Source organism: Flavihumibacter rivuli (genome assembly GCF_018595685.2).
GTDB lineage: Bacteria > Bacteroidota > Bacteroidia > Chitinophagales > Chitinophagaceae > Flavihumibacter > Flavihumibacter rivuli.
The window spans coordinates 3,055,441-3,079,379 of the sequence record NZ_CP092334.1; the positions used below are offsets into that span (position 1 = coordinate 3,055,441).

General features: G+C 47.6%; 21 protein-coding genes. 6 read left to right on the forward strand and 15 right to left on the reverse strand.

From position 1 onward, the window contains the following. Positions 1-128 precede the first annotated feature (128 nt). The 4 genes from KJS94_RS13015 to KJS94_RS13030 form a co-directional block, all read right to left on the reverse strand. Positions 129-923 carry a bestrophin-like domain gene (locus KJS94_RS13015; protein WP_214447917.1) on the reverse strand — a complete coding sequence of 265 codons (795 nt, stop codon included), beginning with the start codon at positions 921-923 and terminating at the stop codon, positions 129-131. Between the two features lie 10 nt (positions 924-933). Continuing rightward, complete coding sequence (locus KJS94_RS13020) at positions 934-3,132, reverse strand: hypothetical protein (protein ID WP_214447918.1); 2,199 nt, start codon at positions 3,130-3,132, stop codon at positions 934-936. A gap of 243 nt (positions 3,133-3,375) precedes the next feature. Further along, complete coding sequence (locus KJS94_RS13025) at positions 3,376-4,500, reverse strand: BamA/TamA family outer membrane protein (protein ID WP_239804163.1); 1,125 nt, start codon at positions 4,498-4,500, stop codon at positions 3,376-3,378. A gap of 74 nt (positions 4,501-4,574) precedes the next feature. Continuing rightward, positions 4,575-5,306: a porin family protein gene (locus tag KJS94_RS13030; RefSeq protein ID WP_214447920.1), complete on the reverse strand. Its 732-nt coding sequence runs from the start codon at positions 5,304-5,306 to the stop codon at positions 4,575-4,577. Between the two features lie 243 nt (positions 5,307-5,549). On the opposite strand from KJS94_RS13030, the gene KJS94_RS13035 reads away from it, so the two are divergent. Then, positions 5,550-6,158, forward strand: coding sequence for a hypothetical protein (locus KJS94_RS13035; RefSeq protein WP_214447921.1), 609 nt, complete (start codon positions 5,550-5,552; stop codon positions 6,156-6,158). Positions 6,159-6,227: 69 nt separating this feature from the next. Here KJS94_RS13035 and KJS94_RS13040 read toward each other — a convergent pair whose 3' ends face one another. The 3 genes from KJS94_RS13040 to KJS94_RS13050 all read right to left on the reverse strand — a co-directional run bounded on the left by KJS94_RS13040 (position 6,228) and on the right by KJS94_RS13050 (position 10,859). Beyond that, entirely contained in the window at positions 6,228-7,508 is a 1,281-nt protein-coding gene (locus tag KJS94_RS13040; protein ID WP_214447922.1) for a M16 family metallopeptidase, read from the reverse strand. Positions 7,509-7,742: 234 nt separating this feature from the next. After that, positions 7,743-9,299, reverse strand: coding sequence for an arylsulfatase (locus KJS94_RS13045; RefSeq protein WP_214447923.1), 1,557 nt, complete (start codon positions 9,297-9,299; stop codon positions 7,743-7,745). Positions 9,300-9,566: 267 nt separating this feature from the next. Beyond that, positions 9,567-10,859 carry a helix-turn-helix domain-containing protein gene (locus KJS94_RS13050; RefSeq protein WP_214447924.1) on the reverse strand — a complete coding sequence of 431 codons (1,293 nt, stop codon included), beginning with the start codon at positions 10,857-10,859 and terminating at the stop codon, positions 9,567-9,569. 233 nt (positions 10,860-11,092) lie between these two features. Between KJS94_RS13050 and KJS94_RS13055 the strand changes: the two genes are divergently transcribed. Beyond that, entirely contained in the window at positions 11,093-13,318 is a 2,226-nt protein-coding gene (locus tag KJS94_RS13055; RefSeq protein ID WP_214447925.1) for a multiheme c-type cytochrome, read from the forward strand. 555 nt (positions 13,319-13,873) lie between these two features. Here the strand turns inward: KJS94_RS13055 and KJS94_RS13060 are convergent. Next, positions 13,874-15,175, reverse strand: a complete 1,302-nt coding sequence (locus KJS94_RS13060; protein WP_214447926.1) for a M16 family metallopeptidase — start codon at positions 15,173-15,175, stop codon at positions 13,874-13,876. Positions 15,176-15,242: 67 nt separating this feature from the next. Continuing rightward, positions 15,243-16,451 carry an aspartyl protease family protein gene (locus KJS94_RS13065; RefSeq protein ID WP_214447927.1) on the reverse strand — a complete coding sequence of 403 codons (1,209 nt, stop codon included), beginning with the start codon at positions 16,449-16,451 and terminating at the stop codon, positions 15,243-15,245. A 193-nt stretch (positions 16,452-16,644) separates the two neighbouring features. Between KJS94_RS13065 and mqnC the strand changes: the two genes are divergently transcribed. After that, positions 16,645-17,769: a cyclic dehypoxanthinyl futalosine synthase gene (mqnC, locus tag KJS94_RS13070; protein WP_214447928.1), complete on the forward strand. Its 1,125-nt coding sequence runs from the start codon at positions 16,645-16,647 to the stop codon at positions 17,767-17,769. A gap of 66 nt (positions 17,770-17,835) precedes the next feature. Here the strand turns inward: mqnC and KJS94_RS13075 are convergent, their stop codons facing one another. Genes KJS94_RS13075 through KJS94_RS13090 form a run of 4 tightly spaced genes read right to left on the reverse strand, consistent with a single transcriptional unit; the run spans position 17,836 to position 20,676 of the window. Next, entirely contained in the window at positions 17,836-19,044 is a 1,209-nt protein-coding gene (locus KJS94_RS13075; RefSeq protein WP_214447929.1) for a DUF3570 domain-containing protein, read from the reverse strand. A gap of 18 nt (positions 19,045-19,062) precedes the next feature. Beyond that, the gene (locus tag KJS94_RS13080) at positions 19,063-19,293 is read right to left on the reverse strand and encodes a DUF4266 domain-containing protein (RefSeq protein ID WP_214447930.1); all 231 of its coding nucleotides are present in this window, start codon (positions 19,291-19,293) and stop codon (positions 19,063-19,065) included. Beyond that, positions 19,284-20,249, reverse strand: coding sequence for an FAD:protein FMN transferase (locus KJS94_RS13085; RefSeq protein WP_214447931.1), 966 nt, complete (start codon positions 20,247-20,249; stop codon positions 19,284-19,286). The genes KJS94_RS13080 and KJS94_RS13085 overlap by 10 nt, the downstream gene beginning before the upstream one ends. Continuing rightward, positions 20,236-20,676 carry a thioredoxin family protein gene (locus KJS94_RS13090; RefSeq protein ID WP_239804164.1) on the reverse strand — a complete coding sequence of 147 codons (441 nt, stop codon included), beginning with the start codon at positions 20,674-20,676 and terminating at the stop codon, positions 20,236-20,238. Before KJS94_RS13090 ends, KJS94_RS13085 begins: the two co-directional genes overlap by 14 nt. Before the next feature lie 433 nt (positions 20,677-21,109). Between KJS94_RS13090 and KJS94_RS13095 the strand changes: the two genes are divergently transcribed. Beyond that, a complete protein-coding gene (locus KJS94_RS13095; RefSeq protein WP_214447932.1) occupies positions 21,110-21,625 on the forward strand; it encodes a GNAT family N-acetyltransferase in 516 nt (171 codons plus the stop codon). Positions 21,626-21,724: 99 nt separating this feature from the next. Beyond that, the gene (locus tag KJS94_RS13100) at positions 21,725-22,018 is read left to right on the forward strand and encodes a hypothetical protein (protein ID WP_214447933.1); all 294 of its coding nucleotides are present in this window, start codon (positions 21,725-21,727) and stop codon (positions 22,016-22,018) included. Positions 22,019-22,259: 241 nt separating this feature from the next. Here KJS94_RS13100 and KJS94_RS13105 read toward each other — a convergent pair whose 3' ends face one another. Then, on the reverse strand, positions 22,260-22,889 hold the full coding sequence (locus KJS94_RS13105) for a T9SS type A sorting domain-containing protein (protein WP_214447934.1): 630 nt from the start codon (positions 22,887-22,889) through the stop codon (positions 22,260-22,262). A gap of 132 nt (positions 22,890-23,021) precedes the next feature. On the opposite strand from KJS94_RS13105, the gene KJS94_RS13110 reads away from it, so the two are divergent. Beyond that, positions 23,022-23,474, forward strand: coding sequence for a methylglyoxal synthase (locus KJS94_RS13110; RefSeq protein WP_214447935.1), 453 nt, complete (start codon positions 23,022-23,024; stop codon positions 23,472-23,474). A gap of 19 nt (positions 23,475-23,493) precedes the next feature. Here KJS94_RS13110 and KJS94_RS13115 read toward each other — a convergent pair whose 3' ends face one another. After that, positions 23,494-23,814 carry a DUF3817 domain-containing protein gene (locus tag KJS94_RS13115; RefSeq protein WP_214447936.1) on the reverse strand — a complete coding sequence of 107 codons (321 nt, stop codon included), beginning with the start codon at positions 23,812-23,814 and terminating at the stop codon, positions 23,494-23,496. Positions 23,815-23,939 lie beyond the last annotated feature (125 nt).

The following is a 23,939-nucleotide window of genomic DNA, read 5'->3' on the forward strand; positions in this document are numbered from 1 at the left end:
ACCAGGATGCCAAGTTAAACCAGTAGCTTTTCAATAAGGCAGGACGGAAGTATTGAACCGTTAAATCCAGGTGGGTAAACTGTAAATGCCTACCTCTTTGCTACACGAAAAAACTTCCTGTTCTAACCCTATTCAATACTCTTCCGAAAGTCTACCATCAGCTGGTGCTGCTCCTTTAACGTAATCACACCCCTTTTCGACCGGTCAAGGTCCAGGGTAATGTAAATGACCAGGGATGACAACAAACTGAATCCAATAGCAACCGTCCAGTCAACTCCCGTACCCTTATTCGAATAGCCAGACAGGAATGCACTACATATGGTTAGCATGAAGAGCATTCCAACTATTATTTCCGGAACTATATTCAGGTAAGTCTGGTTTCTTTTGGTCACAATATCGATCACCGCATTCATCGCCGGTGTCATCTGACTGGTCGGTACAAATCCATTGGGTTGCCGGGAATAATCCATGACCATCTTCCAGATCTCCATCGCAATCTTGTTGGAACGGTTAATACTGGCATTCATCAGAGCAGTATCCCTTCTTGAGTTTTCCCAATAATTTATCCGCTCATCAACATAGTCCCTGAACAATCCCTTCATTTTCCTTCCAATGGAATCAGGGTAAAGGTCTGTCCTCAAATAGGCGGTACCGATATTATTCACCTCATCCACCATGATACTTCGCCTGGACTCATACCTGGCAGATGCCATACTAAAGGTAAAACCAAGAATGAAGGCACTTAAGCCAAATAAGGCACTCACCTGGCTTCCGGAACCCGTATCCTCAACAGGCTTAGGTGATCGATTCCTTCTGTAACTGCCAATACGGAAGCCTGCATAAATGGCTGTCAACATGAGCACAATGAGGGCCAGGCTGATCGCCCATGTCGGCAGAAAGAAAAAAACTACTAAGCAACTCATAGCTGTGTTTTTAACGGCCCCTTTTTATACCTCCCGCGGGACGAGCCGCCGGTCGCTGGGCAGGACGGGTTGATGGTGAAGGCCTGGTGGACGGTTGATAGGATCGGTTCGGAACATCCCTTTGGTAATTATTATAGCGCATGTTGGAGCGATCCCTGTTCATCTGGTCACGCTGGACATTGTTTACCCTATTCTGGTCAGCAGGCTTCCATTGGTTGGTCTGGTTATCCCTGGTGGACCAATTCCCTTTATCATCCTTCCGCATGATATTTCCATCCCTGTCCGAAATGACATTGTTCTTCTCGGTTGTACTTGGACGTGGTGTTGGCCTACTCTGGGGCAATTTAGTATTGGCACCTGGTGTTGATGGCCTTGTGCTAACTCCTGGCTTTGCTGTTGAATTATTAATTGAACTGCCGCCCGGTCGGCGATTCACATCCCTTGTGGATACTCCCGGCCTGCGGTTATAGAGATTATTGGTCTGGCCTTTATTAATATTGATCTCGCCAATATTTATATTGACATTACCATAATTATTCCCCCTTCCGCCATAATAACCGCCACCCCAATAGGGAGGACGATATGGAGGCCTGTACATAGGAGGTCCAAACCAACCTGAATAACCAAAACCCATATACATACCACCGGAACTAAAGCCCATATGGAACCATCCTGTACTAAACCCAAAGTTCATGCTCCACCCGGTCCATGGGTTGTAACTCATGCCAAAGCCCCATGTAACAGGACGAGGGTAGTAATAACTTCCATACCAGGGCCGGTAGTACCAACCTGTACCATAAATGATGGTTGGTCCGTAGACATAGCAATTCAAGTAACTTGGGGTATAACCCACATACACATACTCAGGAGTAGTATCATAGATATATACATACTTGGTATTGTACGCCTGGCTGCTGGGCGGGATCTTGTCTACATCCGTTGGCCTTTCTGTTGATACCCTCCAGGGACCTTTGGCACTGGTTGATTCGAACCAGATTCCATTCTCCACGGCAAAATACTTCCCGTTTGCCCGCATCACTGTATTAGAGGTATTCACTGCCAACTCAATACTGGTGCCTTCGATCCGCTCAAACCTCGGCTCACCGTCATATTCAACCTTGGTTGTTGCGGTCTTACGGTCAACCTTTGCTGTCTGGGGTATCTGTGCATCCATTACCGCTTCTTCTGCAGCCTTTGTTCCTGCAACACTTACCAAAACACCATCTTTCTCAGAGCCTTCAGGTATCTTTGCAAAATCAGCGGGCAATTTATCTGCCGGGATATATTCCCATGAACCCTTCATGGTAGCAGCAGCATACCATCGTCCAGCAAGCAGAACATAATTCTTTTGGGTATTGATGTCCTTGAATAGATCGTTGGGGGTATTGGCAACATATAGCAATCCGGTTCCTTCAATCGACTTGTATTGTGGCTCTCCTTTGGTCTGGACCAACTCCGCAGGCTCTGTACTCACAATGATCTTTACCGGTTTATCTTCTTCCTTTGTTTTGGTGTCCTTCGGCTGGGCAGAGGAATTTTCCTTCATCTGTTTGCGGATCTGTTCATCCAATGATTTGACATGCTTTGGCAGGCTCGTGGTGTAGGTGTACCCATTCAATACATCATCCGACCGGTACCAAAATCCAGCATTGAATAAATAATACTTCCTGTCCTCCGGAGCCTTTACGATAAGGAAGGGGGTATTCATCACCTTCTCCATATCCATATCCTTATCCTTCTTGATCTCTGGCTTACCATCTATCAGGACCAGTTGCGAGGCTTCATTACTATACAGAATGGTTGGCGGATTGGTCTTGAAATCATCCTGTGCCTGCTTATTCTCCCGGGCAATAGAGGTATTGATATCATCAAGGGTTATCTCCAACTGCCATTTGGGAACTTCCTGCTCCAATAAGGAAGCAAGTTTTTTGAGGTCATCCTCGTTTTCAATTCCCGGAAACTTCGAACGGGTGATCTTGATGGATTCAAGGATGGCGGTTCGGCTATTCATGTCCGTGGAAAGTATCCCTTCCGACCAAACCGCACCGAAAATAGGTTCATCCTTACTCGTTTTCTTTATAGAAACAGCCGCCCTTCCGCTGAGCTTATTCCCATTCAAACTTTCTGGCTGTGGCTGGTAGATGGTGATCTTGCCACCATCCTTTAAAGCAATTTCCCTGGGCCATTGCGCAGCAACCCAAAGGGTCAAAAGACAAAATAGTGAGGAAAGAAAAATACATCTCGAAATCCTGGTCATGGAGTACAACTTGATTGATGAAAAAGTAGGACAAGCCGCTATGGCTTTCCTGAAACTATCTTGCTACAGCTGATCAAGCTTTTACCAGGCCTTTTCTGATTGTATTTCCAAAAGAAGACGGATGTGATCTACAATCTAAGAAAAAACAGGGAAAATCCACCCAACTGCTATTCATTTAATTCTGATCCGACTGCATTATTTGATCCAATTACTGCCAAATACTATATAATATGCCCAGTTTTCCGGACCCCTCGCCACATCAACACCCATCCTTACTTTGAACTTCCGGGCAACCAGGTAACGGAAGCCGCTACCATATGACCAAACCAATGGACTATCGCCCGATTTACCGGAGGCATTGAAGGCCTTACCAAATCCCCCGAATAAGACAGCACTCCATCTTCTGTTGAAATCCAGCCGCTGTTCTAATTCTGTGACAACGGTGGTTTCGCCCTGGTAGCGGATTGCCGGAACTCCCCGCAGCATTACAAATGGCAGGAAGTAAAATGGCGGATCGCCAAATGCCTTTTCCATATCCACCCTCAAGCCGCTAACCCAATTTTGCCTGGGTTGCAGGTACCAGAATAGAAAACCATTCAATCTCGAAAAATCAAGGTCACTCCCCCAGATCTCACTGGCCAGGTTATAATGGACATGTGCCTTTAGGCCTTTATTGGGCGTGAAAATATTATCCCTGCTATCATACTCTATCGTTGCACCCAGTAAGCTGGTGATGTTCTCAGCTTCGATCGGCTTTACAAATTCAGGAAGGCTGTCCCTCTGCAGTTCCATCCCAACTTTGGTCTTGAGGAAGGTGTACTGCAGTCCAACATACCATTTCGACTCACCGATCTGCCTGATCCCCTGCAGGTGGATGGGAAGCATCTCAAAGTTGAAATGGAATTCCCTTTCACCAATGTTTTCAAAATTCCTGTAAAAGACCAGGTTCATGTCCGCATAGGCTGCGATGAAACGATACTTGATCTTTTGGCGCATCCAGGTCCCCACCTGTGCACCTCCCACAAACCAGGAACCATTGGCAGTATATCCCGCTACAGCTGCCGTAATATCCGGTTGGGTCATTTGGAGGCTACCGTCCTTCTTCACCTGTGGTGGGCGCTTCTTCAGGATGACTGCTGCCAGCGCGCCCCCAAATCCCCCCAGGGCTGGCTCTGTTATGATGGTTGGTACCGGAACAAAACCATGTGCATCTATGATGAAATCGCTCAGGTCCAGTTTACCATCAAGGGAATCCCTTAAGCTTACTTTTTTTCCTTGCTGCGCTTGCGAATCAATCGTCAAATGGCATAGTACAAGCATACAAAGAATAGCAGGCAACCCTGCCAGCACCTTTATAGCTTCCATCCACTTGTATCGATCTGTCCGGCCAATGTTCACTTCTTATTGGATTTCATCTTTCCCCGGCCAACCGGAATATTGGTATAAATGCAAAACTGCCGATGTTGCTGGCTACCGTCCTCCAATTTCATCAAATCAGTCAGTCCAATGTTATAGCGTATACCCAATGCCGTTAGCTTCGATTTACCGATCCTGTACCCCAATCCTGCGATCCAGGAAAAATCCCATCGACTCGTATTGTCCTCAATATCTTTTTCCAGGCTTAATTCTCCTTCAGGCCTGTCCACCTCAAACTGGTCATGGGCCTTGGTGCGGATGAGTACCTGCGGGCCGGTCTCGGCAAAAAAACCGGATCGGGTCATATACTGAACCGTCATCGGCAACCCTACATAGGATATCCTTCTCTCGACAGTTCCTTCCGCAAACAGTTGGTCCGTAGATTCATCACCACTGGGGTAAACTGCCAGTCCCTTGGCACCCCGTTGGTATTTGGCCATGGCCTCAATATTACCCATCCAGTGGTCATTGAACTTATAGGTAAAAAAGAGCCCAAGGTTCAGGTTGCTGGAAGCATCCGAAGGATGGGTACCGGTCAGGTTATTCCAGGAATAATTAGCATGAATGCCAAAAAGCAGTTCATCCGAATTCAACTTATCACCAAACAAAATGCTAAGGATCACTTGTGCATTCACAGCTGGCACCATAAGGAAGAACCCTATGGCCATCAACCCTGCCCTTTTCCTGTAATTGCACATTTTCTCCCGCATACTGATTTGAGGTGACTTTGAATCCTCCCCGTCCATAAAAGTAACAACCAGCCATTCGCCCATTTCATGTTACCGTTAAATGCCAAGGATCGGATGGCTACCAACCACCGCCGGGTGAAGGCAAACAAAAACAACTGGTTGGATCCAGCTTTATAACTGCAAAGCTTTTTATATCAACGCTAATTATATTAGTTTTATATTTAAATTAAAATACATTCACTTTCCCTACAAAACATTTTACCTATGGTAAGACTTATGCTGACCATGATGGTCATTTTCAGTATCATTTCCTGCGGACCATCCACCCAAATCGTTAAAAGCTGGCGTGACCCGGGCACTACTATTACCCCGGATAGCTACAACAAGGTATTAGTTGTGGGACTATTGAAGAATGAAACCAGCCGCAGGGTGTTGGAAGACCAGCTGGTGGCTGGCATGGGTGGAAAGGGAGTGGCTTCCTACAACTACTATATTGAAAAAGACTTAACACAGGATAAGGCCAACTCCTTCAAGGACAAACTCCTTGCCGACGGTTTCGATGGTGCCATTGTCATGAGGCTGGTCAATATTGAAAAGGAAACCAGCTATGTTCCCGGAACGGCTAGTTACCCGGGCTACTATGGCGGGTTTGGGCCTTACTATTACAGCAGTTGGAATGCTTTTTATTCCCCCGGGTATTACACCACCGATAAGATCTACAACGTTGAGACGAATGTTTACTCCCTTAAGCAGGATAAGCTGATCTGGACTGGTATCACGTCAACAGTGAACCCGTCAAAGGTAGACAAGGCGATCAACGAGATCGTTACCGTGATCAAGGATAAAATGAAAAGTGAAGGCTTCCTGAAATGATCTAATGATAAAAGGGAGCAAGTAATAGCCTTTTGCTAATGCTTGCTCCCTTTTTGATATTCGTTTGGATCAGATCACCACCAGCTCGTAAAAATCCTTCGGCTGCAGGTATTGTTCCGCAAGTGCCTGAAGGTCCCTTGGTGTGATATGCCTGATGGTATTGATAGAACGGTAGAAGTAATTTTCATCAAGACCATTCAGGATAATGTTCTTCCAGCGACCGATGATATGGAAGGGACCATCGAGGTCACCAAGAATGCTTCCCATCATATAATTCCTTACCAGCAGTAACTCTTCCTCACTGATCATTTCATTACGAAGCCTCGCCATTTCCTTTTTCACTTCCTCTATGGCTGCTTCACTAACATCCTTTCCGGCCTCCGTGCTGATCATCCAGGAACAGGCATGGATATGGTTCTGCAGGTAACTGTAAATGCCATAGGTATAGCCCTTATCCTCCCTGATATTGCTCATCAACCGCGATCCAAAATAACCGCCGAAAACAGTATTCAATACCATCGCCCCGGTAAAATCGGGATGATGGCGGTTGGGAAAATGACGGGCCATCCTGATCGCACCCTGTACTCCATTGGGATCATTGGTGATCCGTTGGTGCTTTTCCGTGGCACTCAGCATCGGGTACAATGGCAGCACCGGCTCTCCACCTTTAATGGGTAGCGTTCCAAAAGCCTCATCAAGCAAGCCTTCCAGGTTAGCTGGCAACTTTCCGGCTACAAAGATCCTGCAAATACCCTCGCGGTAGTAGCGGTCATAAAAGGCCACCAGGTCTTCCCTCGTAATGGCATCAATATCTTCAGCCCTGCTATACTTGCCATAAGGATGGTCAAAGCCATACAGGTATTCGTCGATCAAACGGTTGGCCACAAATTCACCTTTCTTCAGGTTAACCTCCAGTCTTTGCTTGCTGTTCTGCTTGTAGACTTTCAGCTCGTCCTCCGGAAAGACCGCATCGGTCAGCAGGTCTGTTATCCTGGGTAGTAAGGCAGGAAGGTGCTTGCTCAGGGAGTGAAGGGTAACCGAAGCGGTTTCATTGTAACAAGCCCTACCCAATGAAGCCCCGTAATATTCAAAGAACTCATTGATCTCAAAGGCGGAATACTTGCTGGTACCATTCTTCAGCAGGAAATTACAGGCAGGTGCAAGCATATGCTTCTGTTCAAACCAATTGCCAGCATAGAACACCAGTTCCAATTGGATCACTTCCTCAGCTCCTGCATTCACTGCATATACCTCTACCCCATTACGAAGTACATATTTATCATAGGGCTTCAGCTTCAAATCAAAATCAACCGCATCCTTGATAGCTGGCTGTATTGTCCTGTTAACCATTGTCATGTTTTTCCTCTTTCCGATTTATTTCTCCATCTAAATAACCGGGAGTGCAATAGGCCATTCCAATCGGGCCTTCCATTTTCCTTCCCGGAACGGTCAAAGGTATAACATTCCCACCTCACCCCCTGTAGAAGGGATTAGTGCAATAAAAAACCAGTGACCTTGTTAAAGGCCACTGGTTTAAGGAGCGCCGGGCTATAGGGGAAGCATGTCCTGCCCAGCCTGAAACAACTAGTTACTGGGTGCTGTGGTCATTTGCCTCAGGACAGCGTCTACACTAAGGCTACCGCTTTTAGCCGGTGGGAATTCTTTAAAAGATGAGATGAAACTGGCGACAATGGATTGTGCTGGTACCATGGTCCACATCTTCTCGCCTTGCCAACGCAGGTACATCCCGCTTTCAAAGGGAGCCCTTTCATAAGGATCCTGCCGCAGGTTAATAATGAGGGGCCAACTGGGGGACTTCCTATAGGCAGTGGCAAGGTTACCTTCCACCAGGGAAAAATGCAGCTTCCAGTCATTGTACCGCAATGCATTCAGGTTGCCTCCTGCATCAAAATAGAAGATCTCCTTCCTTTTGCCAGCATTATCCTTTCCCAGGAGCATATCCAATTGGTTGTAGCCGTCGAGGTGGACCTTGAATGTTTTTCCGTTGGCCTTATAACCAGCCTTCGCTTTCTCCACTATATTGGGCTCACCAAGGATGGCCGCAAAGGTCGGGAGCCAGTCCTCATGACTAAAGATCCCATTGATCACACTACCTGCCGGTATCTTGCCGGGCCAGCGCACCAGGTGGGGAACCCGGAAGCCCCCTTCGAAAGTAGTTCCTTTCTCACCCTTGAATGGGGTAATACCACCATCCGGCCAACTCATCATCTCGGCTCCATTATCCGTGCTAAACACAACAATAGTATTATTGGCGATGCCCAGTTGGTCCAGCTTGTCCAGTAACTTCCCTACAACATAATCCAGTTCCATAACACCATCGCCATACAAACCACCACCGTTGGAGCTGCTTACCCATTTCTGGGCCAGATGGGTCCAAACATGCATCCGGGTACTGTTATGCCAAAGGAAGAAGGGCTTGCCGGACTTTACCTGCTCTTCCATGAATTGCAGGGAACGATCCAGTAGGTCCATTTCAACTGTCTTCATTTTCTCAATGGTCAGGGGACCATGGTCCTTCACCGTTTGCTTGCCCACCTTGCCCCATCTCGGGTCAAAGGTAGCGTTCTCAGTAGCAGACGCATAGGTTTCCAATACCCCTCTCGGACCAAACTTCTGGTGGAAGGCAGGATCCTTGGGGTATTCAGGGTCCTCGGGTTCCTCTTCAGAATTCAAATGGTAGAGGTTGCCAAAGAACCTGTCGAATCCATGGACAGTGGGCAGGAACTCATTCCTGTCCCCCAAATGGTTCTTCCCGATCTGGGCTGTGGCATACCCATAATTCTTGAGCATGTCTGCAATGGTCATATCGGTCTCCCTGATCCCCTCCTTGGCTCCCGGCATCCCGATGGTGAGCAAGCCGGTACGGAAGGGATGCTGGCCCATGATGAAGGAGGCCCTTCCCGCGGTACAGCTCTGCTGCGCATAGGCATCTGTCATTAATGCCCCCTCTTTCGCTATCCGGTCGATATTGGGGGTATTCGGCTTCAGCATGCCGCGATGATATGCACTCACATTACTTACCCCAAGGTCATCTGCCCAGATCACCACGATGTTCGGCTTGTTCTGCGCCTGCAGGTAACCTGTAAGGAATAAAACCAGTGAAAAAATCAGGACTCTCATATTGTTGTTTTTGATTAGGAACCATTCTTAGCCTTGAAACCAAATTGGGTGGGTAGAAGAAATTATCCAGCTAAGGATGCTTTACCCTTGAAGGAAGGATGCTTGATTTGGGATGATGCAAATTGGTTAAGATCCTAATACCTGCCCTCTTGCTACTTAACCAAATATCTTCCACCGATCGAATGGCGCAAAATCGCAGATGGCGCATTTCAATGAATTGCCACAAAGAATGATAAGGCCGGCTTACAGAAATGATTGACCTTCAGGTCATAGCTCCTCTTGTATAGGATCCTTTGAAAGAAAGTAACGGGATGGGGTTTGGCCGGTTATCCTTTCAACAGCCCTTATGAAGGTTGACCTGTTGGCAAAGCCCGCATTGGCAGCAAAGCCTTCCAGGCTATGGGTAAGGCCATGACTTGCTATGGCCTTCCTGATCTCTTCTATACGGTACCGGTTGATAAAATCATTGAACCGTGTTTGCATGACCCGGTTCAACACAATGGTAATGTGATGTTGGGGCATTTTCAGGTCCCTGGCCAGGTCGGCGATCTTATAATTGGGTTGCAGGTAAGGTTTCTTTTCCTGCATGAACGTTTCGATCTGCTCCCTGTAAACCTGGTAGATGGTATCCAGCTCTGTTAAGCTGGCAATGCCATTAGCCTGCCCATTTAGCGTAGCTTCGGAACTATTGACTGCATCAGTGACCTCAGCCGATTTAGATTCATGGCCTATTGAAGCATCCAAAGCACCTGTTACCAGGTTGCCGGCTTCCACTTTAGCCAAATGGCTGCTGATCTTCGGCATCCCATACAAAAAGGACGGATTCATGAACAGCACAATACCGGCAATGATCTGCGTAGAAGAATAAACGATCGTAAGGATGATCACCTGGTGGCTTGGATTGGTCCAGCCCTTGAAGGTTAGGGTCCAGGTAAAAACACAACCAAACAGGGTCATCATCAGGCCAAAGGTCCAGAGCCATTTGGCATAGCTGGGATATAACCTTTTCATTTCCGGGTTTTGCCGCCTGAATCTTACCAATAACACCAGGATGGCAAGTCCATAAAGGATTCCCATTGTTCCCCTGATGATATTATGCAGGTAATTGGGAAGCCATCCTTCATTATGCAGGAAAGAACCAAATGGGTTCTTCAGGACCTCACTTATGTGCCATAACTTGTACTCCCTGTCCTTCAGGTAGAAGGGAAGCATTTCAAAGAAATGCAGCACGCCGGGTGCAAAATGAAGCCAATCGTACCAGGACAATTTATTCCTGTCACTAAGCAGCATCCGAACATACAGGAAGCCGGCAGGAAACATGAAGTAATAAAAAGGACTGGGCAGCCGAAATAACCATGGGACATAGTATATCAATCCAGACTGCTGTATAAAGGTCATGCCACAGGCATTTGCCATACCAAATAGGTATAAAGCCAATAGCCTGTTGGGAATAAAGCGCCATTTGCCATTGCTGAGCAAAACGATCATCAACAACAGGGGCAGGAAACTTCCAATGGCCAGGAACACAAAATTGATAACATTCCCTATTGAAAAACTCATTAGAAAGGATAGCAGGTTGGTTAAGGGTAATTCTCTTGTTGAATTTAACCTTAATATTCCAACCTTTCGTCCTTAACCTTATATTTACTATAGGATCATTATTTATAATTTTTTGATTACCAGCATAATTAAATTTGTCTTTAGTGAATTTTACCGTTCATAATTCTTTTGGCAACCAATAGCAGCATCCTGGAACCGTCGCTGACCGGCTGATCCAACATTTAACCCTAACCATGCGAACAGGCATTTCCATACTCCTCATTTCCCTCATTGGCATTGGTGTATTGGTAGTACAGCAATGCAGCCCGGGCGGACAACCCAAAGAACTAACCGCTGCAGTAAATGAATATGTAGGTTCCCCAACCTGCCAAACCTGCCACCAACAGGAACACCAGCAATGGTTGGGATCCCACCACTTTAAGGCCATGCAGCCAGCTAATGATAGCACAGTTCTCGGGGATTTCAACAACGCCTCCCTTGAAGCCGATGGGGTGAGGTCCCGCTTTTTCAGGAAGGATGGAAAATACTTTATTCATACGGAAGGAGAGGATGGAAAATACCAGGATTTTGAGATCAGATACACCTTTGGGTATGCGCCCCTTCAACAATACCTGGTTGAATTTCCATCTGGAAGGATGCAGGTGACAAGGGCGAGCTGGGACACCAAAAAGGAAAAATGGTTCCACCAATATGCCGGCCAACGCTTTCCCGCCGGGGATTGGCTGCACTGGACGGGCAATGGCCAAAACTGGAACACTATGTGTTCCGGCTGCCATAGCACCAACCTGAAAAAAGGCTATGATCCCGAAAAGGATAGCTACCAAACTACTTTCAATGAGGAGAATGTTTCCTGCGAATCCTGCCATGGTCCAGGTAAGCTACACATTGATTATGTTTCGGGAGAAGACTTCAAAAAGGGTAAACGGACCAATGGCTCCCTATTAGCACTTACAGCGGGTAGCAGGCAAACATTGCAAGTGAACAATTGCGGTAATTGCCATGGCCGAAGATCGGAGATCACCGGTAATCCCATTGCAGGCAAGGAATACCTGGATGATTTCATTCCGGAATTGCCTACTACAGAATATTTCCATGCCGATGGCCAGATGGATGACGAGGATTTCAATTATGCCTCCTTCCTGCAAAGTAAGATGTTCAATCATGGTGTAACCTGCACCAACTGTCATAACCCCCATAGCGGGGCACTGAAATTCGATGGCAGTAAGGTTTGCTCGCAATGCCATTCCCCCCAGCAATACAATACACAGGCACATAGCTTCCATGCCCCTTCCATCCAGTCTGTCAATTGCGTGAGCTGCCATATGCCCGCCAAGACCTATATGGGTAATGACCTGCGGCACGACCATAGTTTCAGGATTCCCAGGCCCGACCTCTCGGCACAATATGGAACTCCTAATACCTGCAACAGCTGCCACCAGGATAGCTCACCCTCATGGGCAGCCGAAAAGATCGCACAGCATTATGGCCCGAAAAGGAAATACCATTTTTCAGAAGACCTTATCCCTGGTAGCAGGATGGACGCAGCCAGTGAAGCGCACCTCACTAAGTTGCTTGGTGATACAGCCTGTCCCGATATCATCCGCGCCACCGCATTGGAATACCTGGCTGCCCTTCCTTCTGCAAACATTGCCGGCATTCTAAGGGAATACCTGGATGATAGTGTGGCCATGGTCAGGTTCAGGGCACTCAAAGGACTGGCCAACCATCCACCATCAGAATGGGTAGGCACTGCAGCACCCCTGCTGAAAGACAAGGTAAGGGCCGTAAGGATTGCTGCAGCAGAATTGTTTTGCGGTGTTTCCACCAATGATATTCCTTCCGGTTATTACGAAGCCTACAATGCTGCAAAGAATGAGTGGCAGCAAATGGTCCTCTACCAGACAGACTTCGCACAGGGAAATGCCCAGGCCGGTGATTTCTATCGTCGCTTTAACGACCTGCTGATGGCTGAAAAATTCTATCGCCGCGCTATCCAGAAGGATAATCAACTCAGCTATGCCAGGGTGAACCTCGCCTCCCTGCTCAATCAGAATGGGAAAAATGAAGAAGCGCTCCAACAATTACTGGCCGCACAACAAACTGAGCCGCGCAGTGATCATATTGCCTACTCCCTGGCCTTGCTGTACTCAGAAATGAACCAGCCGGACCTGGCTGAAAAATGCTTCAGGAAGGCAGTGGACCTGAAGTCAAGAAATAGCCGCCTCTATTACAACTATGCCCTCTTCCAGCAACAAAGGAAAAAACTGCATGAGGCGGAAGAGTTGTTCAAACTAGGACTGTCCTTCGACCCGGCCAACACCGACATATTATATGCGCTCAGCGTTTTCTACCTGCAACAAGGTAACAGGGCAGGTGCAACCGAAAAAGCAAGGCAACTGAAAAGACTCGACCCGGCCAATCCCAACTACCAGGCCCTCTTCCAGCAGCTATCCTTATAAAAAATGGTTGGGGATTGTTTCTGGTAAATTCGTGTGTACCGGAAACGCTGCCGAGGTGAACAAGTATGGGGTCCTTTGCAGCAAACCCTGATGGAGTACATGAGTTCCGAATGATAATATTTTATACCCCAGCGGGGTCTCCCGTAGAGGTTACGGTGTACCCACATCTATTTTAACCCCATCGGGGTCTCTCGTAGAGGACCCCGATGAACCTCCATCCGACTATTCATCAGGGTCCCTTTCAGGAGACCCTGCTGAGGTTTAAATGATAATATTTTATACCCCAGCGAGGTCTCTTGTAGAGGTTACGGTGTACCCACATCTATTTTATACCCCAGCGGGGTCTCTCGTAGAGGACCCCGATGAACCTCCATCCAACTATTCATCAGGGTCCCTTTCAGGAGACCCTGCTGAGGTTTATGAGCTTTTCATCAGAGCTATTTGCAGGAGACCCTGCTGATGTAGAATTTCCCCCTCGTCCACCGTAGCTTCACCACAGATTGGTCAATCACATCTCCACACCGCGTCTGCCGAAGCTTCAGCGAAGGCAGATCTTCACATCTCCTCCTCTTCTTCCTCCTCCTCCTCATCCCCCGCTTCCACCAAAACGGAACTGGGTTTATTGCTGGCACGATAGTAAAGGGTATGGCTCTTTTGCTCATCAAAGATCCTGCGGCTCACTTCTTTGATGCCTTCAACTGTTACGGCCTGGTACTTGCTGAATTCTGTATTCATCAGGTTGGCATCCCCTAATAATTCATAATAAGCGAGACTGGCCGCACGGTTCATGAGGCTCATGTCCTCGAAGGCCATGGTGCTCTCCGTTTTGTTGATCACTTTTTGCAGTTCCTGCTCAGCAATACCGTTCTCTTTCAATGCCGCCAACTGGGCTTCTACTGCGGCTTCCGCCTGCTCCGGACTTACGCCTTTTACCAGCTTACCATCTATCACCACCAATCCGGGATCAGAAGAACCGAAATGATAACAATCAATATTTGTGAATAGCTGCTGTTCCTTAACCAGCGCCTGGTATAGCCTGGAAGATGCGCCACTACCCAGGATATCCGTAATAAGGTCAACGGTGTAATAATCAGGGTCAAGTCTCGATGGCATATGCCAGGTCTTGATGAAGGCATCTACCGGAACATCGGCGGTAATGTCCATCCGCTTTGCCTCCTGTTGCTCGGGCTCGGCCGTCAGTTTTCGCTCATACCTGTTTCCGGATGGGATATCGCCGAACCATTTCATGGCCAGTTCCCTTACCTTTTCAGTCTGCACATTGCCCGCAACCACCAGGATGGCATTCACTGGTGTATAATGCTTACTGAAGAAAGCCTTTACATCCTGCAAAGTGGCTTCTTCAATATGCGACAATTCCTTCCCGATGGTCATCCAGCGGTAAGGATGTTGTTCATAGGCCATTTCCCTCATCTTGAACCAGATATCCCCATAAGGCTTGTTCAGGTAGTGTTCCTTGAACTCCTCGCAAACAACCTTACGTTGTACCTCCAGGCTCTTCTCGCTGAAAGCAAGGCTCAGCATTCTGTCACTCTCCAGCCAGAAGGCTGTTTCAAGGTTATCAGCAGGTAACTGACAGTAATAATTGGTCAGGTCATTGGTGGTATAAGCATTATTCTCCCCACCAGCGCGCTGCAAGGGTTCATCATATTCCGGGATATTGATGCTACCGCCAAACATCAGGTGCTCGAAAAGGTGGGCAAAGCCGGTACGGCCGGGATCCTCATCCCTCGCCCCTACATCATACAACACATTCACTACCGCCATCGGGGTGGATGGGTCTTCATGGACCAATACCTTCAGGCCATTGGGAAGCACAAATCGATTGAACTGGATCATAATTTCTAAACGGCACCAATTGGTGGCCACTGCAAAGTAACAGACAAGCGGGCAAATAATAACCTAGCTATTTCTTAAGGATGGAGCCCACACGCATGTACACCTCATAGAGTTTACCCTCCCGTTGGATCAGGAACTTAAGGCGCTCGCCCGGGGTCTGGAGCATATTCCGGTAGGTCTGGATACCTTTTCCCACCACATTATTGATGGCCAGGATCACATCCCCTTCCTTAAAGCCGGACTCAGCAGCCGGAGATCCTTGCATGATATCGGTGATCACCACACTGCCATTGATCTGGTAAAAACCAAGGCCGGTATAGGAATAATCAAAATCTTCCCTGAAATGCTTATTGGGCATGAGGTAGATATCCCTTCTTTCATAATTGAAGATCACATTGAACCTTCGCAGGATATCATTTCCTACCAGCCCGCCCAGATAGGGGTAGGAGGTTACATTGAACTCGTCATCGAAGATATAGGTAGGCACTTTCCTGAACTTATACGGTCCTATCCGGAATTCCTTGGTGGTGGTAAGTTTCATATAGGTCTTCCCGCCTAACCCTTCTGCCTGTGTGGTATACATCTTCTTCCTGGAACTGAATACGGTACTGTCTTCCACGAAATCACTGTTGAACAGTAAACAGAGACCGGCACCAGTGTCAAAAAAGAACCTGTTGGTAATGGTCCGGCTTTCAGTCATCCTGTTCGTGGTTACGGGGATGGTCGCAAGGTTGGGCCTGATCAGGTAGCCCCCCTTTGGATATTTGATAGCACCCCTGGTGCTGACTGTCATGATCAGGCTATCATAGTCGAGCTTGACAATATACCTGGAAAGGAAACTGTAGCCGATGATACCATCGATATGTTCCCCATAAACACTGGAAAGGATATCATAGTCATTGATATGGAAATTCAGGCTATCCACCCGCAGGCCGGTAAAATTGAGGCTATGGTTATTGGCGAACCTCACCTGCTTCAGGCCGGCTATGCCGCGGATGGTCCGATCGGACGCTTCTGTTTTGATGCCGAGGCTCTCCACTGTGGTGGAGTCAAGGGAAATGCCCCCGCTACCGGTGTCAAGAATGAAATTGAGTGTGTCGGGCAATTGATCGAGTGTTGCCCTCAGCAATACTACACCTCCGCTATACAACTTGAATGGTATCCTGGCCAATTGCCTGGATGATGGCTGGGAGAAATACTCCTGACTCCGGACATTCTGGAAATAACCGGCTAAAAGGACAAGGAGTAAGAGGCGGGTGTAGAGCTTTTTTCTCAAGGTCGGTTCTTTTGCAAACAACAGTTAAGCATATTCAATTTAATCCATATCAGCACAGGATTCAAGCCGTTTGTCATATAAGTTACAACAAATCCTCATATAGGTTCAGCACCAATACCCAACTGTCGAAATAAACCCACGAGATGCAACTTTCAAATCCTAATTTTGTTTCCCAATTAGAAAATCTTTCTCCATGCAATTATCAGAGCTCTACCGCAAGGCCATGAATTTTGAATTCCTGAGTGTAGAGGAAGGGGTATTCCTATACCATAATGCCCCATTGGCCGAGCTAATGCAAATTGCCAATGAACTGCGGAAGATCCAGGTTCCCCATGGTAAGGTAACATGGATCATTGACCGTAACATGAACACCACCAATGTTTGTATTGCCAACTGCAAGTTTTGCAACTTCTATCGCATTCCTGGTCATGAAGAAGCCTACGTCACTGACATAGAAACCTATAAACGCAAGATCGAAGAGACCTTCCGTTATGGAGGCGAGCAGCTGTTATTGCAGGGCGGCCACCATCCCGGCTTGGGACTGGCCTATTATGTTGACCTTTTCAAGCAGTTGAAGCAGCTCTTCCCTAAACTGAAACTCCATGCCCTTGGTCCCCCCGAAGTGGCCCATATCACCAAGCTTGAAAAAAGCACCCATCACGAAGTGTTGAAAGCGTTGAAGGAAGCTGGCATGGATTCCCTGCCCGGACCTGGTGCAGAGATCCTGGTTGACCGGGTAAGGAGGCTGATCAGTAAGGGGAAATGTGGTGCACAGGAATGGCTCGATATCATGCATGAGGCCCATAAGCTTGACCTGACCACCTCAGCCACCATGATGTTTGGCCACGTGGAAACCATCGAGGAACGTTTCGAACACCTGGTCAAGCTTCGCGAAGTACAGGCAAAGAAACCCGAACATGCAAAAGGTTTTATCGCCTTCATCCCCTGGACCTTCCAGGACGTTGATACCCTATTGGCCCGCATCAGGGGAGTGCACAACATTACTACCCCGGAAGAATATGTCCGGATGATCGCTTTGAGCCGCATCATGCTGCCGAATGTGAAGAATATCCAGGCGAGCTGGTTGACTGTTGGTAAGGAAACGGCACAACTCTGCCTGCATGCGGGAGCCAATGATTTTGGCAGCATCATGATCGAAGAGAACGTGGTAAGCGCCGCCGGTGCACCCCACCGATTCACCTACAAAGGCATCCAGGATGCCATCAGGGAAGCCGGGTTTGAACCACAACTACGCAACCAGCAATATGAATTCAGGGAGATCCCGGCCAATATTGAAGAGCAGGTGATCAACTATTGATAAGATACAAGGGAAATATGGAATAGGACGAATGCCCCTATTCGATATTCCCCGGTTTCTTCCCGCCTATTTATACTTCAGGTTTAAGGAAATGATATCGGAGTTCAGGTTAGTACTCCTGCTGTAATGCCCATACCTTATTTCCAGCATATTGAAATGCTTCCAGCCAAACAATCCATTCATGGGTGTGATCCTGAATCCAGCCCCAAAGAAATGACTGGTGAACTTCGAAAGGTCATAATTACTTGTATAATACTCCTTCGAACCATCATGACCAAGGTAAGGGGCAAAATATTCTACGGCCGATTGGCTATAGTACCTGTAGAAGGGACTGATGGAAAAGAAGGGTGTTAGCTTAACCGGGGTTTCCAGGTTAATGGTATGCGAAGTGATCCCCCAATTGTCCTTGTAGAAACGGTAATACGACCTGAGGATGATCTTGTCGCCCAGGAAATAATTGGCCCGGAAACCAAGCGGCAACTTAAACCTGGTGTCAGGAAGATTTTCTACATGCACCGTTCCGTCATTGAAATAAACCCGATGAAAGGGCAAGCCAAGATAACCTGTTTGGTAGACAAGGTCCAGCAGGAACATCACCTGCAATCGCTGGTTGACGATCTGGCTCCAGGATAAGGACCCGCTCATGCTGTTTCGGCTACTTCGCCCATAGCCATGGTTGCCATCCTCGCCACCGCCAGGTGTATCCCTTAGCTCAACCGGGTAAATTAATTTCAGCTTGTCAAGATAGACCTGGGCCCTTGCCCCGAACTCCCCGCTCTTATCCTTCGTCTGCTTCTCAAAATGTGCATTCAGGCCAAAGGATTGATAGTCGAATTCTGTTGACGAGGATACCCCGAAACCAAATGTCGTGCGCTTCTTCTCATTCTCCCTGGACCAACCTAATGATGGATAAACCCTTGTATCGGCAGAGGAAGCAGAACTCAATGTTTTGGGGTCGATCTTATCAGAAGAAGCCGAAGTATAATGGTCAATACCAATTTCACCTGTCCAGTTTTGCTTTCTTCCCTTTTTGTCCCAATTGATGAGTTTCACCTCAATGGCATTGGAAAAATCGCTGAGTTTCTCCGAACCTGTTCCACCAGTGGTAGCAGCATTATTGCCATCCTGGTGGTAGTAACTGGAAACAAGGTTCACCTCATCCAATTGGAGCTTTCTCTTCTTGTAAAGGGAATCGGTTCCTGGTGATTTTACCTGTGAAAATGCAGCGAGTATACCGAGGTATAACCCGATAACGGTTAAACTTAATTTTCGCATTGATCCCTGATTGATTCATTAATTACATCCACATCCTCCGCCTGACTTACCGGCATTTGCACCAGAAGCTCCTTCGCGGTAACCCTGGAAACTGAGTTCTGTCTTTTCCACCTTCCTGTTTCCAAGGACCATTTCCCCGTCATTCAATCTTGTTTTCTGGAATTCCTTCACTGCCGTGCAGGAAAAGGATTGGGTAATCATGAACAGTACTAGGGCCACCCCAACCGACCTTGATTTGATTAGCTGCATTTGCTAAGGATTATATTATCGCTTGTATAGATATTATCCTGCTCATCTATGATGATACAGGCAACCTTGGCCAACTGATTGACCAGGTCTAAACCAACCTGCACGCCCATTACCATTACCGGTGTTGCGAGGGCATCTGCCAATTCTGCAATTGGGCTGATGATGGTAACACTCTTTATTCCATGTACGGGCATTCCTGTGCGCGGATCGATGGTATGTGAATATTTTTTGCCATCGATGGTCACAAACTTTTCATAGTTGCCCGAAGTTGCCACCGACATATCCGAAATGTTTAAGGCTGAAAAGGGCTGGCTCGAAGCATCGGGATCAGCTATCCCAATGGTCCAGGGACTACCATCCGGTAAATTACCCCAGGCAGTCAGGTCGCCGGCAGCATTCACTACTCCACTTTTCACCCCGCTATTCAAAAGGATCTGCTTGGCCCGATCGGCAGCGTAACCTTTACCGATTCCCCCAAATCCAATCCTCATACCCTTTTCTTTCAGGAATACTGTTCCTTCCGCCTCATCAAGAATGATATGCTGGTAGTTGATCAGCCTGACCGCTTCACGGGCGGATTCGGGATCGGGCAATGACTTCATGCCGAGGTCAAAATTCCATAGGCTCTTATCAATTGATCCATAACTTAAGTCAAAAGCGCCCTGGGTGATTGTTGAAATCCTTTGCGCCCTTTGGATCAGCTGGAACACTTCCGGGTAAACCTTCACCGGTCTTATGCCCGCATTCCGATTGATCAGGTTGGTCTGGCTTTCTTCGTTAAAGGTTGTCAGCAATTTTTCTATCCGCCGGATCTCATTTACCGCTGCATCAATGAGGAAGGCTGCATCCCTCGGGTCCTTCAGGATAACGGTGATCTCAAACCGATTGCCCATTAATTTCAAGACCCTGCGATGTACTTGTGGCGAGATCGTTGCAAAATGATCAGTGGCTATCATAGGCCTTGATTTGATTGATGAATGTTTCTGGTGACAGGTCAGGATTTCCTTCCCAAACCTTCAGGATCTTTTCATTGGCATCCATTAGTATCGTTAGGGGAAAACTTCCTTTGGGATTGAAGTGCTCGGCGAGTTGATTATTCTGGTCTTCCAGCCCTTTAGGCAACTGGTTCTTTTTGGAACGGGGGAAATCTGCATTGACCAACAAAAGATGCTCATCGGCATACTGCAGGAAAAGGGAGTCGTTGAAAACCTCCTTCTTCAACCGGATGCAGGGTATGCACCAGTCTGATCCCGAAAAGTTGAGCAGGATGAGCTTTTGCTCCGTATTTGCCCGGGCCTTGGCCTTCGCAAAGTCCGTTTCCCATCCACTACTGATTCCCCAGGCATTTGCCGAAAGGGCCAGAACCATCAATAACCTTAGCATAGAAACGTTTTTCCGAATGTAGGCCTATTATAACCTGTAGCTATATGACTTTTGTCACATTAACATCTGATTTACCAGTGTCAATTAACTGTTAAACCGGTAAAAATCCCGGATACACCATCAAAACAATGAAATTTACAGCTTGCAATAATCCAGTTCCGGACGCTATAAAACCATTGGATCAGTTACTTGTCAACTTTGGCTTACCTCCTTTTTACCGAATCCATCGCTGCGCCTGGTGACATGGGGTCAGCGGCTATTACAGGCAATGAAGGCATTATAGCCATGGGTTGTACTCCTGCATCACCTCTTATTCAAATAACCTTTACCAGCCTGGTCCAATGATAGTAGGGAATGATTTTGGAAATGACCTCCCGGGAATTATCTTTAGGAATGGCACTACAGCCTTAAAACCAAATACCCCATACTTGGCATGCCTGTTATATCGACCAATAGATGCATACTCCGGGAATTAGGTCCAGATGATGCCGCAGCTTTATTTGAATTGAATAATGACCCGGAGGTATTGTTGTTCACAGGTGATGAGCCCTTTGCATCTGAAGCAGCAGCCCGTCGGTTCATCGAAGAATATGACCAATACCAGAAATTTGGCTACGGCAGGTGGGCCGTTATTGAAACAAACAGCGGTAATTTCCTTGGCTGGTGCGGACTGAAATACCACCCGGAAGAAAAGGAAACAGATATTGGTTTCCGGTTCTTCAAGAAATACTGGAACCAGGGTTTTGCAACAGAAACCGCAAGGGCTTGCCTCGACTACGGCTTCAACACACTCGGATTGGAAGAGATCATCGGGCGGGTTTTGGTAGCCAACAAACCTTCAATCAAAGTACTGGAGAAACTTGGCCTGCATTACTGGAAATCTGCGCTTTTCCATGATAAACCAGGCTATTACTACCGCATAGCCAAGCATGAATTCCTGGGGAAGTGATGCAGTTTGCTCCCATGAAAGACTTTGTCTTCGCGAATCCAGGTAATGCCTATACAACCTTGCCGGTTGTTTTACCGTCTGCCATCGGAAATCAAGAAAATGAATAACCGACAAATACCGCTCCTGCCTTGCCTGCTGATGGATGCCATTGGCTATTTCACCTATGCCATTCCATTTTTGGGTGAATTCGGCGACCTGGTCTGGGCTCCTGTTTCCGCCCTCGTCTTCTTCAGGATGTTCGGTGGTTGGAAGGGCGCGCTGGGTGGCGTCTTTAGTCTGGTGGAAGAAATATTACCCTTCACCGACTTCATTCCCACCTTTACGATTACCTGGTTCATTCAATATTTCAACAGGAGAGGAAGCCGGCCCACGCTCCCTGCCAGGCTCACCTGATAGTTCCAAGGTCAACCTATACATAACAGAAAGCCCCGCTGGTCAATACTTAGCGGGGCTTTCTGTTATAAAGAATTCGAATTGCTCCTGTAGTTGGGAAGTTTAGGGCATAAAAAAAGGGGTCTGAATAGACATTCAACCCCGTTTTTAAAATCCAATATCCTATGAAAAACCAATACAATATTAGAGGTTTTCACTTACATACGCAAGTGTTTTTTAAAATCGAGTAAAACTACGTAAGTCAGTTCTTTACCAGTTTCTCGGTGATCACCCTGCCCGTTTCGCGCTGCGTGAGGGTAAGTAGGTAAAACCCTTTTTCCAGGGAGGAAACATCCAGGGTTTGTAAGCCAGGTTGTACAGGAAGGGTAAAGCGTGGCTTGCCCTGATTATCAGTGATCACCATTTCCATTCTCTCCTCTGCACGGATGATCAGCATATTATCAACGGGGTTAGGATAGAAACGGTAACTCAGGTCGCCGGCCAGCACAGTTTGTACCGGACGGGAGTAATGGGTATAGCCCCCTTCCGTTAACCATTTGATGCGGTAAACACTCTTGCCTTTGATGGGCTGCTCATCCAAAAAACTGCCCAACTGGTTATCCATCCGGATCACCGCCAAAGACTCATAGGGCCCATCCGTGGTGGTAGCCCTTTCAATAGCAATATACCCCAAGGGGTTTGCCGATGCTATCTTCCAGCGAAGGGTGAGCTTGCCCCTGCCCTGTTCAGGCGGCTCAAGCTTGATCATTATCGCCCCCGAGGCAGCTGCCAGCAACTGCGGCGAAGGGAATGGTGAAGGTATTGCCTGTGCGAAAGCCCCCCTGAATAGGAAAAGCCCCGCCCATAGCAGGTTCTGGGTTAGTACTGTCATGGTCTTGGTCCGGGAAATGTGGAAAACATGTGAACAAGTATTGTGCCGAAAGATAACGCTCCCTAAAAAATCATATTGGCAGAGGCCTGTTAATCCTTTTTTAAATTGACCTTTAGGACAAATCATCCGCAAATGCCGAGCAGAGAACTATCAGCCAGGAAAAGGATTGCCATGGTGGCACATGATAACAAGAAGAAAGACCTGATCGAATGGGCAGAGTTTAACAAGGTGATCCTGGCAAAGCATGAACTATTGGCGACGGGCACCACCGGCCGCCTGCTGGAAGACCAGCTTGACCGTCCGGTAAAAAAACTATTGAGTGGCCCTTTGGGCGGCGACCAGCAGATAGGGGCGATGATCGCTTCCGGGGAGATCGATATCCTGATCTTCTTTTGGGATCCCATGGAAGCCCAGCCCCATGATAGTGATGTCAAGGCATTGTTGAGGGTGGCCATCGCATGGAACTGCCCGGTTGCCTGTGACCGGTCAACGGCAGATTTCATCCTCACTTCTCCGCTGTTGAACCAGCCCTATTCGGTAAATATCCCTGACTACTCCGGCTACCTCAAAAGGAAAATAGACTAGTCCTGGTATACTAGTCTTACTATTGTTGAGCCTGTTCTGCCTTCGCAATTTCCGCCTTGAGGCTGCGGTCAAAAATGAAGGTCCCAAAAGGTAACAATGCGGCTATAAAGGCCTGGAAGCTCCTGCTGATGGGCCATTTCCTCTCCTGGGCAGCCATATAGACCAGGTACACATAGGCCACGAAAAGGACACCATGGATCCAGCCGGTGAACTTTACAGCCTCCGGTATGCCCGCCTTATATTTCAACGGCATGGCGATCCCTAACAGAAGAAGGAAGGAAACGCCTTCCGCAATGCCGATTTTACTCAACCAGTTCAATGTTTTCGTGGGACCTGCCATAGCTGTGAATTTGAATGGCAAAATTCGACCCCGCTAACATGTTATCCAAATGAATCGCAGGGTATTTCCATTCAACTTTGTTAAACCGGGCCGTTTTCAAACAAGGCTATTGCCCTTTTGCTAAA